We start from the raw sequence: 14,937 nt of genomic DNA, 5'->3' as shown, positions 1-14,937 counted from the left end.
AACTACCTTGAAAAACGCCGCCACAGGCGAACGCAGGAAGTGTTGGATCTCCGCAATGTTGAGTGTTGCCCCCTCTATGGAACCAATAGAGTTAAGACGCGCCTCAAGAAAAGCACTGAAATCACTCGCAAACTCAAGACAGAATTGGGCCACATCCACAGCCGGCGCCGGAATTTTAATAAGCTCACCACTAGAACCAAACCGGTAAATGTCATTTGGTACGTAGTAGCGTCCGTCTGACCATGCGCTTATCACCGGATTACCATCATGAGTAGCTGCATTCCTGCTGAGCCACATGAACTTCCCATGCCGCAGATTTTCGATATCACGCCATGTTATCTTCGGCCTCAGAAACGTTGAGCCGCCGTCCTTGAGAGTTTGAACAGTGTTACTAAACGCTGAGAATGCGTAGACGATCCTATTTTCCGTAGGTTCGTTTCCCTGCTGCCCATTGCGGAATCTGTGCATTGATTGATCACAGCATTCGACGACTGAGTGCAAGCAAAAGTCAAACTCTCCGATCTTCGATTTGAAGAAGCTGGACACCCAACGGCGATGCTGATCTTGCGTTAGGCTCATGTCATCCTCGTCTAGGTCGCCTTCCATTTCGTCTCGATTCTGAGTGAGAATGATTGCTCCCGCCACTACTTTCAAATACTCGATTACGAAGAAAATGCCGTTCGTCATCACTCACGTTGGGCTTTACCTTGCCTTCCGACCAGATGGTATTCCAAACGATATTCCACACAAAAACAACAACGGAATAACTTTTAAAAACAACTGAATACATCCGTAGTTCAACTTAGCCCGGCACAAAAAAAGACGTCCCCCGGACGTGTTTTTTTGTGCCTGAAATCCAATCCGTACCAAGCTTCAACTTCTCCTGACGCCCACGGAAATCCACCCCAACCCGCGCAGCCTTCAAGACGCTCCCCCAAGCTCTTCAGCCGCCGTTGCGCCTTTCTTGCACCCGCCCGTCAGCCCATTTCCCCGCCAACAACCACCTCCCGCACAAACGCCTCATAACTCCGCAACGACCGCCCAATAACCCCCTCAATCCGCTCCACCGTCCCCCCAGCCGCCCGCATACCAAACGCCTGAATCCCTTCCATCATCAGCCGCATGTCATACGCTAACCAACCGGGCCCATACGAAGCCAATTGCCCTTCAAAACCCGCAACGTCATCCCCGCCATAAGCAATTTCCCGCCCCAGGGCCGCGCTCCAGATCTTCGCCACCTCCGCACCGGTCAGCGCTTGCGGCCCTACCAACTCCAGCGTCAAGCGGTCCAGCGCCGAGGGCGCCCTGTCGCGTCGCAACAGCTCGGCAACGGCGACGGCGGCGATGTCGCGCGTATCGATCATCGAGACGCCCGCTGAACCGATGGGCATCGGGTAGACCGAGTAGTCCTGGATCGCTTGCAGAACCATGCGATCGTTTTGCATGAAGTAGGCCGGTCGCAGGATGGTCGCGGGGATGTCGAGGCTTTCGATCATGCGCTCGACCGTGTGTTTGCCGGTGAAGTGCGGGACGTTGGTGAACGTGTCGGCATGGATCACCGACAGGTAGACGATGCGCTCGATGCCGGCTTCGCGTGCGAGGTTCAGGGTGATGAGGGCCTGGGTGACTTCGTCGGGCGTGACGGCGTTCAGCAGGAACAGCGTGCGCACCGAGGACAGTGCAACGCGCATCGAGGTGATGTCGGTGAGGTCGGCGACGACTTCGGTGACGCCTGCCGGGAAGGCACGTTTACCCGCCTGGCGCACCAGGGCTTTGACTTCGGCACCGGCGTCCGCCAGGCCTTGGGTGATGAGTGAACCAATGGTGCCGGTGGCGCCTGTCACGAGAATGCTCATGTTGAAACTCCTGCATGGGTTGAAGGTGCGATTGCGTTCGAATGCCTTGCAGCGGTTCAGTGAAATGGCTCGGCAAGTTCGATGAGGAGAAAGTATTCCGTTGCACTTGGAAAACGAAGACCACAGAATCCAGACACATCGTTTCAAAAACGGAACACCATGAACCTGAACGCGCTGATCGATTTCATCCTCGTCGCCACCAATGAGGGCCTGGGGAAGGCAAGCCGTGCGAGCGGCATTTCCAAGGCGACGCTGTCGCGGCGGATCGCCGATCTTGAGGAGCAATTGGGTGTGAGGCTGATCGAGCGCAGCGCGCGCGGCCTGAAGCTCACCGAAGCGGGCGAGCGGCTGATGGCTCGAACGGAGGGCCCGCTGAGTGAAGTCAGCGAAGCCATGACGGCGGCTCGCGAAGGCCTGTCAACGCCGCGCGGGCGCTTGCGGGTCGCGGCGCCGGTGTTGTTTTCCCAGCTCGCGATGGGGCGCATCGGCGCTGAATTCTGCGCGGCTTATCCGGAGGTGGTGATCGATGTCGTGGCGGAAGATCGCACGGTCGATCTGGTGGAGGAACAGTTCGACGTCGCCATCCGGATCAACCCCAGCCCGGACAGCAATCTGGTCGGCCGCTGCTTCGCCAAGGACCGGCTGGTGGTCGTGGCGGCGCCTGGCCTACCCAAGCCCCAGCCCGGCGCCATCCGGGCCGTCCCCGCCATCGTGACGTCGGTTTTCCAACCCACCCAGTGGAGTCTCGATGGCGGGCAACTGGTCCTGGAGCCGATGCCAAAACTGCAATTCTCCTCGCTGCTGATGGTCCGCGACGCCGCTATCGCCGGTGGAGGGGTTGCGCTGATTCCGCAATCCATCGCCTGGCAACAGCTGGCCCGGGGCGAGTTGGTCGAGTGGGGTACGGTATTGGGCGCAGAGCCCGCGCTGTGGGTCTTGCATACGTCCAGGCGCCTGGCGGCCCCCAAGGTTCGCGCCTTCGTGGACTTCATCTGCGCCGCGTACCCGGACATGTCGCTGGTGTTGAGGGGATAGCACCGGCTCGCCGGGCCGCGCCGGTAGCGCCGACCGCTGAACAGCGGCCGCCCAGGCCTAATGCGACGACACGTAAACCGACGGCGACGCCGGTGCAGGCAAGGCGTACGTCGCCTTCATCCACTCGATCTCGGCCTGGGGCGTTCGGCCAAACAGCCGCTTGAACTCGCGGCTGAACTGCGAGGCGCTTTCGTAGCCAACGTTGAACGCCGCCGTCGAGGCATTCATGGCGTTGCGCAGCATCAACAATCGCGCCTGGTGGAGGCGCGTCGATTTCAGGTATTGCATGGGCGAGGCATCCGTCACGCTGCGAAAGTGCAGGTGAAAACTCGGCACGCTCATGTTGGCTTCGCGGGCGAGTGCCTCGACGTCCAGACGCTCTTGATAGCTGCTGTGGATCTTGCGGATGGCGCGGGTGATCTGACCGAAGCGGCCTTGGCGACTCAGTGCGGCGCGCATCGAACCGCCCTGCTCGCCGGTCAGGATGCGATAGTAGATTTCTCGCATCAGCGAAGGCCCGAGTATTTGTGCATCGCCCGGCGTGCTCATGGCTTCAAGAAAGCGCAGCGTCGAGGCGCACAACCCATCGTCCATCGGCGAAGCGTACATGCCCTTGGGCGGGGCCTCGCTCGGGCCGAGCGCTTCGTCGACCTGCAACATCAACTCGCTGGCCAGTTGCAGGTCCAGGCGCATGTAGATCGCCAGCATGGGCTCTGCCTCGCTGGCGTCGGTCTCCATGGTGAACGACACCGGGACGGACACCACCAGGTAATGCCGCGCGTCATAGACGTAGACCTCATCGCCCAGGTAGCCGCGCTTGCGGCCCTGGCACAGGATCACGATACCGGGCTCATACAGAACCGGTGTGCGAGTCAGTGGCCGGTTCGAGCGCAGGAAACGCACGTCCTCCAGGGCACTCAGGTTGTAGCCCTCGACCGGTGCGAGTTTTTCCATCAACTGCACCATGCGCGAGCTGCGCGAATCAGCCTGGGTCATTCACCTCTCCTTGCTGCTGGCCGCTCAGCCGTCGGTCGAACGGGTCAGCGACTCCCACTGATCAATCTCACTGACCGCATGCCTCAACTTGTCCCGCACCAGACTCAGCGCATCGCTGCCCAGCAGCAAATGGGCAGGCGGCGTCGGGCTGGCAATCACCTGCAACATCGCTTGCGCAGCTTTTTGCGGGTCGCCCTGCTGTTTGCCGCTCTTCTCTTCACGGGCTTTGCGTATCGGGTCAAAACTGGCGTCGTAGTCGGCAATGCTGCGCGGCGTGCGCTGCATCGAGCGACCGGCCCAATCGGTTCGAAACGAGCCGGGGCCGACGGCCGTGACGAAGATGTTGAACGGCCGCAGCTCTTTGCTCAGCGTATCGGAGATCCCCTCCAGGGCGAACTTGCTCCCGCAGTAATACGCGATGCCCGGCATGGTGATGGTGCCGCCCATCGAGGTGATATTGAGGATATGCCCGGCACGGCGCTGGCGAAAATACGGCAGGAATGCCTTGGTCACGGCCACTGCGCCGAACACGTTGACGTCGAACTGGCGCCGCATCTCCTCCAGCGGCGACTCTTCGAAAACGCCCTCATGACCGTAGCCGGCATTGTTGACCAACACATCGACCGGGCCGTGAGCGGCTTCTGCAGTGGCGACCACGCCGTCGATCCGCTCGAAGTCGGTGACATCCAGGAGGACGCCGTGAGCACGATCGGCAGAAAGTTGCTCGAAAGCCTGCAAGGCGGCCTCGCTACGCACGGTGCCGATGACACGGTGGCCGGCAGCGAGCGCTTCCTGGGCCAGGGCATTGCCAAAGCCACTGCTCACGGCCGTGATGAATAGGGTTTTGCTGCTGTGCATGACGAGCTCCAATCGGTAGGTACCCGGCCATGGTAGCCATCGACAACCGAGGCACCTATGCCGGTTTGCCTGGGAGCCTTGCCTATTTCTATCAGGGCGGAATACCTGAACCTACTCGTTAATCGTCCCTAAGCGCAGTATTCAACGTATAAAACTCATGCAGCTTTGCCTGCAGCAACTGCTTGTCCGGTAGTCGTGTCTGGTATTCGGCAATCAATGCCGGCGAAAGGCTACGATTGAGAGCGTACTCAACCACCTCATCGTCCTTGCTGGCACAGAGCAGCACACCAATGGCGGGGTTTTCGTGGGACTTACGTTCGTCGCGGTCCAGAGCCTCCAAGTAGAAACCGAGGTTGCCCAGGTACTCCGGCTCGAAGCGGCCAACCTTTAGCTCGATGGCCACTAGGCAATTGAGGCCACGGTGGAAGAACAGCAGGTCCAGAGCGAAATCACGCCCACCGACTTGCAGTGGGTATTCAGAGCCGACAAAGCAAAAGTCGCGGCCCAGCTCAATAAGAAAATCCTTGAGGCGGATCAACAAGCCCCGGTGCAAATCGGCCTCGGCATGGCCACCAGGCAGGTCGAGAAACTCGACCATGTAGGCGTCGCGAAACACCTCCAGCGCAGCGGGGTGAGTGTGCCTCAGTACTGCGGAGACTTTTGCCGGTTGGGTGACACTGCGCTCGAACAATGCGGCCTTACACTGGCGTTCCAGCTCGCGCTTCGACCATTTCTCCTGTATCGCCATGCGCAAGTAGAACTCCCTCTCTTCCGGGTGTTTGCTCTGGCTGAAAATGATCAAGTTGTGGGACCAGGACAATTGTCGCGCCAGTGGTGCGACTTTTTCCTCGGTACGGTAGGTCTCGTAGAACTGGCGCATGCGGAACAGGTTCGACCGGGTAAATCCACGCAAACCTGGTTGGGTCCGGGCCAGATGGTCGGCCAGTTGACTGACCACGGCATCGCCCCACTCGGCCCGTTCCAGTTTGCGGCTGATGTATGCGCCAACCTGCCAGTACAGCTCGATCAGTCGGGTGTTAACCGCCTGCATGGCCTGCTGTCTGGCGCTGTGGATCAACGCGAGCACTTCGTCGAAGCGTTCGTCCGCTGCACGATGAGGTGTGTTTGGTTTGCTCATGCGGACACCCGAGCCGATAATCTAGCCAAACGATCCCACCCCTCTGCGCTGATCTTCGAGCAATTACGCAGCGACAACCGTTCCAGCGGCAACCGCTCCAGCACCGAGACCATGGTTGACGTGAGTTGCGACTCCCCTGGGCCGGCTTCGAGTGTCAGGTCCCGCAGTGGCAGCCCGGCTAGGTGGGCGACGCCGGCGTCGGTCAACCAAGGGCTCTCATACAAGCCCAGGCGTTGCAGCGGCAAGTCACGCAGGCACGCCAAGTCGGCATCGCGCAGGTCCAGGCCGCTGATTTCCAGTTGCTCCAATGGCAGGCCCATTTCGACGAGCTTGCGCAATGTCTTGCCGTCCACGCCCTCACAGAAGCTCAGATCCAACCGCTTCAGCGGCAGGCCGGCCAGTTGTTTCAGTTCTTTCCAGCTGACTTCGTTCAAGGACAGGTCCAGCGACTCCAGGCCCAGCCCTTCAAGATCGCGCAAAGTCTGGGCGCTGATGCCTTGCACATCGCAGAGCCCCAGTCGCTTCAGTGGAAACCGGTGCAGCACATCGAGCCGCTCGATCATCTGTCGTGAACCTTTGAGATCCAGATCGGCCAGCGGCATGCCTTCGAGGCTTTCAAAATCGTCCTCGCACACATAGGCCGAGTGAAGCGAAAGTCGCTCGATGGGAAGGCCCCGGATGGCCTGGAGCATGGCGTCATTGGCGTAACAGTCATTCAGGCTCAGCGACCGCAAGGCCGTCAGCTCGCAGAGCCACGCAGGATCTTGCAGGATGGCCCCGCTGGAACTGATCGTCAGTTGTTCCAACGGATGCGTGCACAGGTGCCCCATGCCCTGAGCAGTCAGCGCCCCTGCGCAGTTCAACGTGAGTGAGCACAACGTGAGCGACGACAGCTCGCGAAGGCCGTCGTCGGTGATGTCGTCACAGCGGTTCAACGACAACGCTTGCAAGGGGGCGCTGCTCAACTGCCGGAGAAATCCGTCATCAAAGTCTTCACCGTAGGTGTCCAACTTGAGGCGACGCAGACGTTCAAGCGACGGGAGGCTGGTCGCATTATCGGCGCGGGAAAAATGACTGATCTCCAAGGTTTCGAGAGCCATGCCCGGCATACGCCGCCAGATGTCCGGACCGCAGCTGAACCGCGGACCGTTGAGTATCAGCGAGCGCAACGGCAACCCGGCCAAGGCGTCAAACCACTGTGGCTCGGCACCGTCCAGTTCCACCTGGTCTATCGGCAAGCCGCGAAGCTGCGGCAACAACGGGCCGAGGCGATTGCTGTGGGGCGTGGCGTTCAACTGCGCAATCACCGCCATCGCGGCCGGATCACGCAGACCGGCAGCGACACGCAAGCCCTCCAGTGAAACCTCTCCGGTGTCGAGCAGATCGCGATAAAGCGACGCGCGTGCCGCCACGTCATCGGGGGTGCTGGAGAGGTGGGCTGTCAGGGCTTCGCGGTTGGGGGTTGGCACGGTAGGCGTCCGAAGTGAGCATGCCGCGTATGCTGCCGCAAAAAATGGGTTTGATCATCGACCAAACCCAAATCTTTCAGCTTCTACCTCGGATCAACCGTATCCAGCGCCCGGTTTGCCAGGAGCTGGCCCAGTTCGATCAGCTGTTGCAGCCCCAACGCAAAGTGCCGTCGCGAGCCTTCCAGTTCGAATGCCAGGTCACCGGCCATGACATTGGCAGAGGCCAGGGTTTCGCTGAGGTTGGCCAACAGGCTTTCCGCATCGACGCCATCGACGATGGTGAAGAGCGGGTCTGAAGATGATTTTGCTTCGGGTTGCGCGGGTTTGGGGTTCAGGTAGGAATCGATCACGCGTTCGGCGTTCGCGTCGGCGGCGATGTCCAGGTGCAGCGGTGGAACGGGTGGGTCTGGGATGAGCTTGTCCATGGGGCACTCCTAACGTCAGTTGGAGCCGACACCGCTCGCGACTAAACGAGGTGGGGTGGCGGCTGTACGCAGGTTAGTCGACCGGGACGTTAGGAAACCGGCGCACCCGAGGGTGCCCTGCGCACAGCCACCATAAAATCAGCAACAACACTGTAGCCTGACTTTAAGGAGAACCTTGCGCCTAACGACATGCCGAGCGACTAAACCCGACCGCTGAATTGGCAGCGGTGGACAAAGACTAGGCACCGAAATCGGCAGGCGCAAGGGGTTGGGATTTTCTAGGAAATGTCCTGCAAGTCAATGGGGAAGGTGCCTACAAAAGGCATTTCACATCGAGCGAGCTTTGCTCCCACAGCCAGTCTGTCTTATCTCCCGCATGAACTTTTCTTCACCCCACGCACCCATGGGATTCGGTAAAGTCCCCTCGCTCATTCAAGAAACTAAGGTTTTAGCCCGCTCCCCCGCGGGCTTTTTTTTGCCTGTCATTCGGGGCGAGGGTTGAGCACTACCCTAGCTCAGCCAAGGCTGGCGCCACGGTCGCGGGCTGTTTCTTCATCAAAGGCTGTTCCAAGACCGTTCGCCCATAGAACACCAACGCCATCAACCAGCAACTCAACCAGACGAAAATCCCCGCCCAGAACGTGTGTGACATGTAGTGCCAGCCCTGCAGCACCCGCGTCGTGCCGTAGACAAAACCCAGCGCCAGCGCGCCGTACATCAGGGCTTTGGAATGACGCCAGCGGTAGCGGCGCGCGACGAAATACAGCGCCAGCATGGTGAAGCCGCCGGATGCGTGACCGCCGGGCCAGCAGCGGCCGTCACCGGCGACCTTCAGCAGGTCGAAGTTCTGGTACCACTCCTTGTGTTCGATCTTGCCGGCGTACTGGGTGGTTTCCACCGGGCAATACACACTGGTGTGGCCCTTGAGGTAATGAATGACGCCCGTGCTGAGGGAAAAGGCGAAGACCACGTAGAGGAAGTCACGACGGTGCTTGTGGGCAAACCGTAGCGGCCGGGTCAGTCTGGTTTTGTCCAACAGCCGCTGTATCCGCGCATGCTTTTCAGGCCGCAGTAGCGTCCAGGCGAATGACAGCAGCGCGCCGATGATGGCCGCTTCGCCGGTCCAGTTCGGAATGATCCGCGCCCACTTGTGAGTGATTTTCTCGAACAGTCGCACATGTTCCAGGGGGAATACCTGGTTCACCGAGTCATAGAACAGATCGCTGAAAGCGATGTCGATGCGGGTCATGTCGAACAGCAAGAACACCACGGCGGCGCAGAGCAGGGGAATTCCGAGATTGAGCCCGTAGAAACGGGAGCGAGCAGACGTCAGCATGGGCGGTCCTAATCGTGGGAAATTTTACTGAAAGCTCACCGAGCGCCAATCAGACGCTTCGATGAAACCGAGCGTGCGCGGCGCTTGTGGCTGAGCGGTGGAGACAAACAGCGAGGCGCCATAGCCAAACGTCGAGGTCGGTTGCTTGAGCGCGGTTTCCATCGCCTGCATGCATTCGCTGTGGGTGACCAGAATCAGATTGCGCCCCGCCACTTTGTGAGCCAAGGCATTGCGCAACAAGTCATGTCGACAATTGGCAAGCCACTCGTCACCCGCGCTCACTTTATTGAACATGAACCCGGCTGTCTGCGCAGTGCGGACCAACGGACTGTTATAGATGTCGGCCTTGTCCAGGCCCAATTGCTCGAACCGCGCACCGAGGCCCACCGCAACGCTACGCGCCCGGTCGGTGATGCCTTCAGGGTCATTCAGGCAGGCTGCCTTGGCGTGGTCGCAGCGCTCGACATGGCGCACCAGCACAATCATCTCGCCCCTGGCCCAACCATCGGCCAACGCGCGCGCGCCGGCAACGTTGCCATGGGCCAGGTCGGGCACTGCCGCCGGCGCCAGCAGCCAGAGGGTCAACGGGATCACCAGCAGCGCCGAAGCCAGGACCACCATGGCGTTCTGGTAGCGGACAAAGCGACGCGTATCAATCGAGCGCGTCAGGCCGAAAAGACTCAGTCTCAGTTCCACGTCAAGCCGCCCCGACGGCATCCACCCTGTGTTTTCGATGGCGCGACAATAGAGGGGCTGACGTAGGCAGGCAGTGAAACCAATGTGAAAAAAAGCTTGGAGCATGCGCCCGAACATCAATGAAATGCGGTCACCGGGAAAAAAACTTTCAGATCCGGGGACGGCGGCCGATACAGGCCTGCTACACATTTCTGCTGGTTCTTAAAAACAACAATCTCCCAGCCAACCGACGATCAAGCAGCACAACGTTCCTGGAGGATTTTGATGAACAGCTGGTTTGGCAACATTAGCGTCAACATGAAATTGGGCCTGGGCTTTGGCCTGGTGCTGATCCTGACCTGCGTCCTGGCTTTGACCAGTTGGACCAGCCTGGGGGGGCTGATCGACCGCAGCAACTGGATGAGTGACATCACCCAGCTCAACGCCGGCCTGACCAAGCTTCGCGTCACGCGCCTGCAATACATGTTGACCAACGGCGACGAGACCGCCGCACAGAATGTGCAGACCACCCTTGATGGTTTCGTGGCGCAACAGAACGACCTGCTCAGCAGCTTCAAGAGCCCGGAAAACGTCAAGTTGCTCAAGGAACAGAGCGCGGTCATCGGCGCCTATCAGGTTTCCTTGAATAAGATGCGCAGCGCCTACCGCACCGGCAACACCGCCCGCGATGCCATGGGGACGAACGCCGAGGCGGCCTCCAAACTGATCGAGGCAATCGACACCGACGTGCAGCAAATGGCCCTGAGCGACGAACGCTTCGAACAGTTCCGGGCCATCACCCAGGCCAAGCAGGCATTCATGCTGGCCCGTTACGAAGTCCGCGGCTACACCGCCAACAGCAACGCCGACACCGAGCGCAAGGCCATCGCCCAACTGGACGCCGCCATCGCGTCGCTCAAACCGTTGAACGAGCATTTTGCCAACACCCGGCAAGATGAGTTGCGCCAGTTGGAAAATGCCCTGGCCCAGTACCGCAGCGCCTTGCAGGCGTTCAAGCTGGCCACGGCTGATGTGGTGCAGGCACGCAAGGAAATGACCGATCAGGGTACGACCATCGTGGCCCTGAGCGAGCAGTTGTACCAGATTCAACTCGACCGCCGTGATGCCGAAAGCGCCCAGGCGCGTACCCTGCAATTGGTCAGCACCTTGTTGGCGCTGCTGGTGGGCATCATCGCGGCCGTGATCATCACCCGCCAGATCACCGGCCCGCTACGCGACACCCTGGCCGTGGTCGAACGCATTGCCGGTGGCGACCTCTCCCACACTGTCATCGTCACCCGCCGCGATGAACTGGGCGTATTGCAACAAGGCATCGCCCGCATGGGCGTGACCCTACGCGACCTGATCAGCGGCATCCGCGATGGCGTGACCCAGATCGCCAGCGCCGCCGAAGAATTGTCCGCCGTCACCGAGCAGACCAGCGCCGGGGTCAATAGCCAGAAAGTCGAGACCGATCAAGTCGCGACCGCCATGCACGAGATGACGGCCACGGTGCAGGAAGTTGCCCGCAACGCCGAAGAAGCTTCTCAGGCAGCGGCTGCGGCAGACGGCGAAGCCCGTATCGGCGATCAGGTGGTCAGTGAAGCCATCGCCCAGATCGAGCGCCTGGCCAGCGAAGTGGCGCGCTCCACCGACGCCATGAGCGTGCTGCAACAGGAAAGCGACAAGATCGGCAGCGTCATGGACGTGATCAAGGCCGTCGCCGAGCAGACCAACCTGCTGGCGCTCAACGCCGCGATCGAAGCGGCACGCGCCGGTGAAGCCGGCCGTGGTTTCGCCGTGGTGGCCGACGAAGTCCGTGGCCTGGCCCAGCGCACGCAGAAATCCACCGAGGAAATCGAAGGCCTGGTGGCGGGCCTGCAAAACGGTACGCAACAGGTGGCCGCCGTGATGAACAACAGCCGCAGCCTCACCGACAGCAGCGTAGCCCTGACCCGCAAGGCCGGCGTATCCCTGGGGAACATCACCCGCACCGTGTCGAACATCCAGTCAATGAACCAGCAGATCGCCGCCGCTGCCGAACAGCAAAGCGCCGTGGCCGAGGAAATCAGCCGCAGCATCATCAACGTGCGCGACGTGTCCGAACAGACCGCCGCCGCCAGCGAAGAAACCGCCGCGTCCAGTGTTGAACTGGCGCGGTTGGGCAATCAGTTGCAGATGATGGTGAGTCATTTCAGGGTTTGACGCCGACCCAAGACGTCACACCTGTGAGGTCTTACCCACTGTGGGAGCCGGGGTGGCGTACGAAAACAGGTTTCGCTATGCAACCCTGTGGGAGCGAGCCTGCTCGCGATAGCGGCGGGTCTGTTACCACGATGTCGCATGTGTTGCCGTCATCGCGAGCAGGCTCGCTCCCACAGGGGCTTGCTGTAGCACACCAAAATGCCATTCGCCTCGGACCCTTTTGGGAGCGGCTTTAACCGCGAAAGCGGTAGGTATTCACTTCGATGCTGGCTGACTTCACAAGGCCTTCCATCCGCGCCCCCTCCAATCGCCCTTTCGTACGCATCTCCCAGCCTCGGTCCTACCGTTTTTTTCTGCGCGCTCCTGTACGGTTTTTTCTTGGACAACGACATTCCGCTCGAACAGGAGATAGCGCCACATGGACGTCAGCAACGACTCGCTGTTACACAGGCTCGTCACCTTCCCCGACGACAATGGCAATGCAAACACCAGCTTCAGAACAGCCTTGCAACGAATGGGGTTGAAGTCGGTATTCGACATCGTGCGCATGGGCAAGGCGCCGTTCGCCGTCGAACTCGCCCGGCACTGTGATACGGATGCCGGGCAGACCTATGACAACGCAGCGAGTTACGCCCAGCAGATCGGCCGTCTTTACCAGCAACAGCAAATATCGTCCGGCGATACCCGACGTCGCGTTGGACGTGGCCTTAAGGCGGACTCAACGCCGGACTCCGTCAGCTATCAGTCGCTGTTCAAAGAGAACTGGGACCAGTTCTGCAAGGACGGCGACATCGCGGCCATCGACTCACCCGTGGCTTACCTGCGGGCGCTGTATCTGTTTGCCGGGCAACTGGAAAACGCATCGTCATCGCTCCACAAGATCACCCTGGCGCAAAGGCGCCCGGACCTCAAGGCGCTGATGCTCGATCACCAGAGTGCCTTCGTCGCGCAGCCGATGCTGGGCATCGTCAATAACACCCTGCGTAGCGCGATCGAGGCTCATATCGCCAACGCCGGCAAGACCGTCCACCAAGTCTTGTCGAGCGAACAATATCCCTTCTCCCTGCCCTACGACCTGCATCATCACCAATGCCTGCTCGGGCTGGGTGCAGACAAACCGGCGCTGGGTGAATTGAACTATCGGATAAGCCTGGCGCTGCCGTTCTCACCCGGCGACGCAGCTTACGGGCGCGTTTCACAATCGCGAGTCGAGGCGCAAAAACTGCTGTCCGGGCTCAGCCCCGAGCAACAGAAACTGCTACTCGCACCGGTCAGCTCAGACGGTGAACTCCGTGTCCTGGAGAAAAGCTATGGCACTAAGGACACCCGTCGCCTGCATGAGCTCACCTTCTTCAAGGAACGCACCGGGTTGAGCACCGAACAGGTCGAGCAGTTGCTGGCGCAAGGCACCTACTTTCCGCGCACCTCGACCAACAGCCCTCCCGCCACTCGTTCCAATTACGGGAGCGGCTACATCAACGGGCCTGGAGGGACACCGGCCCTGGCGATTGTCCAGCCCGCGAATACCCTTGGCGGCACGTCCCGTGAACGTTTCGCCCGCATGCAGCGAATGATCCGATTGCAGCGCTGGACCGACATGCCCGTGGCAGAACTGGACACGCTGCTCGTCAACGCGTTGCGCTCGGAATACAACGACGACATGACGCTCAATGCCAACACCCTGCGCACGCTGGGCGTCTATCGGTATCTGAACCGTCGCCACGGCATCGCGCCTCAAGAGTTCGCTTCGCTGCTGCACGACATGCCGATTTCCGCTTGCGGCCAGCAGGTTCCGTTGTTCGACCAGGTGTTCAATCGCACTCAGTTGCTCGAACGCCCCCGGACAGAAGTGCTGGTCATGACGGATCTCAATACCTTCAGCTACCTCGGCGCCGGCCTCGGGCTTGGCATTACCCAGGATTCGCTGTTGCTGCTGGCAAAGCAGACCAAGAAGTACCATCATTCGTTCAAGTACGACCTGCCCACGGTCTCGTCACTCTATCGCCAGGCCCGCGTTGCACGGATGTTCGGGCTGTCCCCCGCTGAATGCACGATGCTGGCACGCGTGTTGGGCGGGTCATATTTTTGCGAAACATTAGTCACCGGTGCACTGAACGCCACACCGTCCACATCCTCCGACATTCTCGACGTGCTGATGGCCCTGGATTGGGCAGTCGACTGGCTCAGGCAGAACAACCGTGACGTGACCCAGTGGTGTCGGCTGTTCGACACAACCGAAGATGACTTGCCGCTTGATCAGAACCTGGAAGAACGCCTGGCGATAATGCTGACGGAGCCTATCGATCCCGGTGATGAACAGCGCCTGGTGGAAACCCTGTTGCACGACCTCGTCGACTTGTCCGCCGAGTACATCCCTGGCGTGTTGCAAATGGCAGGCACCACCGCCGCCGAGATCGTCTCTGCCATCCAGGCGTCACCGGGGAAAATGCCCCCACCCTTGGCATCGTTACTGCGTACCGCCCAAGCGTGCCACGGCTTGCACCTGAGCAGCAGTGCGCTGCAACGGCTGATCAGCCATCCCACCTGGCTGGCGCCCAGCAGCCGAGGAACGCTGACGCCTCACACCCTTTACCTGCTCGAACGCTTCAGTCATTGCGCCCGCCATCAGGTCCGGTCGGAAGAACCGCTGCTGCATTATTTGCAGTTCGCCAACCAACCGGGTTCGGCGGCGGACACCAATCGCCTGCTGGCCGACCTGCTGAACTGGGACACAACCGAAGTAAGCGACCTGACCGCCCAACTGGTACACCAGCGCGCCCAGTCAATGGAAGCCGTGGATTGGGTCATACGCTGCCAGGCGTGCTGCCAGCGCACCGGCCTGTCGGCAGGCCTCCTGCTCAAGGCCTGCGCACTGAATGCCGACAGCGAAACAGCGGATTGGCGCACCGTCGGCGAGGCGTTGATCGCGACCTGTCACTGACCC

General features: G+C 60.4%; 12 protein-coding genes and 1 pseudogene. 4 read left to right on the top strand and 9 right to left on the bottom strand.

Annotated elements, in window-relative coordinates; all coding sequences use genetic code 11:
• Together J7E36_RS19895 and J7E36_RS19890 are read right to left on the bottom strand one after the other, a co-directional pair.
• The coding region (locus tag J7E36_RS19895) for a hypothetical protein (RefSeq protein WP_215006699.1) at window positions 1–687 on the bottom strand (687 nt) is incomplete at its 3' end.
• A 290-nt stretch (window positions 688–977) separates the two neighbouring features.
• Window positions 978–1,856 (bottom strand): NmrA/HSCARG family protein, encoded by an 879-nt coding sequence (locus J7E36_RS19890; protein WP_215006697.1) that lies wholly within the window; start codon window positions 1,854–1,856, stop codon window positions 978–980.
• 159 nt (window positions 1,857–2,015) lie between these two features.
• On the opposite strand from J7E36_RS19890, the gene J7E36_RS19885 reads away from it, so the two are divergent.
• A complete protein-coding gene (locus J7E36_RS19885) occupies window positions 2,016–2,891 on the top strand; it encodes a LysR family transcriptional regulator (RefSeq protein WP_215006694.1) in 876 nt (291 codons plus the stop codon).
• Window positions 2,892–2,948: 57 nt separating this feature from the next.
• Here the strand turns inward: J7E36_RS19885 and J7E36_RS19880 are convergent, their stop codons facing one another.
• The 7 genes from J7E36_RS19880 to J7E36_RS19850 form a co-directional block, all read right to left on the bottom strand.
• Window positions 2,949–3,887: an AraC family transcriptional regulator gene (locus J7E36_RS19880; protein WP_215006691.1), complete on the bottom strand. Its 939-nt coding sequence runs from the start codon at window positions 3,885–3,887 to the stop codon at window positions 2,949–2,951.
• Between the two features lie 24 nt (window positions 3,888–3,911).
• Window positions 3,912–4,745, bottom strand: a complete 834-nt coding sequence (locus J7E36_RS19875; RefSeq protein ID WP_215006688.1) for an oxidoreductase — start codon at window positions 4,743–4,745, stop codon at window positions 3,912–3,914.
• A 118-nt stretch (window positions 4,746–4,863) separates the two neighbouring features.
• Complete coding sequence (locus J7E36_RS19870; protein WP_215006686.1) at window positions 4,864–5,883, bottom strand: PDDEXK nuclease domain-containing protein; 1,020 nt, start codon at window positions 5,881–5,883, stop codon at window positions 4,864–4,866.
• On the bottom strand, window positions 5,880–7,352 hold the full coding sequence (locus tag J7E36_RS19865; protein ID WP_215006683.1) for a leucine-rich repeat domain-containing protein: 1,473 nt from the start codon (window positions 7,350–7,352) through the stop codon (window positions 5,880–5,882). The genes J7E36_RS19870 and J7E36_RS19865 overlap by 4 nt, the downstream gene beginning before the upstream one ends.
• Before the next feature lie 83 nt (window positions 7,353–7,435).
• Window positions 7,436–7,777: a DUF6124 family protein gene (locus J7E36_RS19860; protein ID WP_215006681.1), complete on the bottom strand. Its 342-nt coding sequence runs from the start codon at window positions 7,775–7,777 to the stop codon at window positions 7,436–7,438.
• Window positions 7,778–8,282: 505 nt separating this feature from the next.
• Window positions 8,283–9,113, bottom strand: coding sequence for a phosphatase PAP2 family protein (locus J7E36_RS19855; protein WP_215006678.1), 831 nt, complete (start codon window positions 9,111–9,113; stop codon window positions 8,283–8,285).
• Between the two features lie 24 nt (window positions 9,114–9,137).
• Window positions 9,138–9,809 (bottom strand): histidine phosphatase family protein, encoded by a 672-nt coding sequence (locus tag J7E36_RS19850; protein ID WP_215006675.1) that lies wholly within the window; start codon window positions 9,807–9,809, stop codon window positions 9,138–9,140.
• 264 nt (window positions 9,810–10,073) lie between these two features.
• On the opposite strand from J7E36_RS19850, the pseudogene J7E36_RS25625 reads away from it, so the two are divergent.
• The 3 genes and pseudogenes from J7E36_RS25625 to J7E36_RS19840 all read left to right on the top strand — a co-directional run.
• Window positions 10,074–11,087 (top strand): annotated as a pseudogene (locus J7E36_RS25625) (methyl-accepting chemotaxis protein); the annotation flags it as partial.
• A gap of 42 nt (window positions 11,088–11,129) precedes the next feature.
• Window positions 11,130–11,993: a methyl-accepting chemotaxis protein gene (locus J7E36_RS25620; protein ID WP_435304187.1), complete on the top strand. Its 864-nt coding sequence runs from the start codon at window positions 11,130–11,132 to the stop codon at window positions 11,991–11,993.
• 418 nt (window positions 11,994–12,411) lie between these two features.
• A complete protein-coding gene (locus J7E36_RS19840) occupies window positions 12,412–14,934 on the top strand; it encodes a Tc toxin subunit A (RefSeq protein WP_215006669.1) in 2,523 nt (840 codons plus the stop codon).
• The last annotated feature ends 3 nt before the right edge of the window (window positions 14,935–14,937 follow it).

Origin of the sequence: Pseudomonas fluorescens (assembly GCF_018614775.1) — a bacterium.
Classification (GTDB): Bacteria; Pseudomonadota; Gammaproteobacteria; order Pseudomonadales; family Pseudomonadaceae; genus Aquipseudomonas; species Aquipseudomonas fluorescens_BY.
The sequence above is the reverse complement of the archived record's forward strand: the minus strand, read 5'-3'. Positions and strand labels throughout refer to the sequence as shown.

Coding starts and splice junctions, on each gene's coding strand:
- J7E36_RS19855 (WP_215006678.1), bottom strand. CDS start 9,113: ATGCTGACGTCTGCTCGCTCCCGTTTCTACGGGCTCAATCTCGGAATT.
- J7E36_RS19860 (WP_215006681.1), bottom strand. CDS start 7,777: ATGGACAAGCTCATCCCAGACCCACCCGTTCCACCGCTGCACCTGGAC.
- J7E36_RS19840 (WP_215006669.1), top strand. CDS start 12,412: ATGGACGTCAGCAACGACTCGCTGTTACACAGGCTCGTCACCTTCCCC.
- J7E36_RS25620 (WP_435304187.1), top strand. CDS start 11,130: ATGGGCGTGACCCTACGCGACCTGATCAGCGGCATCCGCGATGGCGTG.
- J7E36_RS19890 (WP_215006697.1), bottom strand. CDS start 1,856: ATGAGCATTCTCGTGACAGGCGCCACCGGCACCATTGGTTCACTCATC.
- J7E36_RS19875 (WP_215006688.1), bottom strand. CDS start 4,745: ATGCACAGCAGCAAAACCCTATTCATCACGGCCGTGAGCAGTGGCTTT.
- J7E36_RS19885 (WP_215006694.1), top strand. CDS start 2,016: ATGAACCTGAACGCGCTGATCGATTTCATCCTCGTCGCCACCAATGAG.
- J7E36_RS19870 (WP_215006686.1), bottom strand. CDS start 5,883: ATGAGCAAACCAAACACACCTCATCGTGCAGCGGACGAACGCTTCGAC.
- J7E36_RS19880 (WP_215006691.1), bottom strand. CDS start 3,887: ATGACCCAGGCTGATTCGCGCAGCTCGCGCATGGTGCAGTTGATGGAA.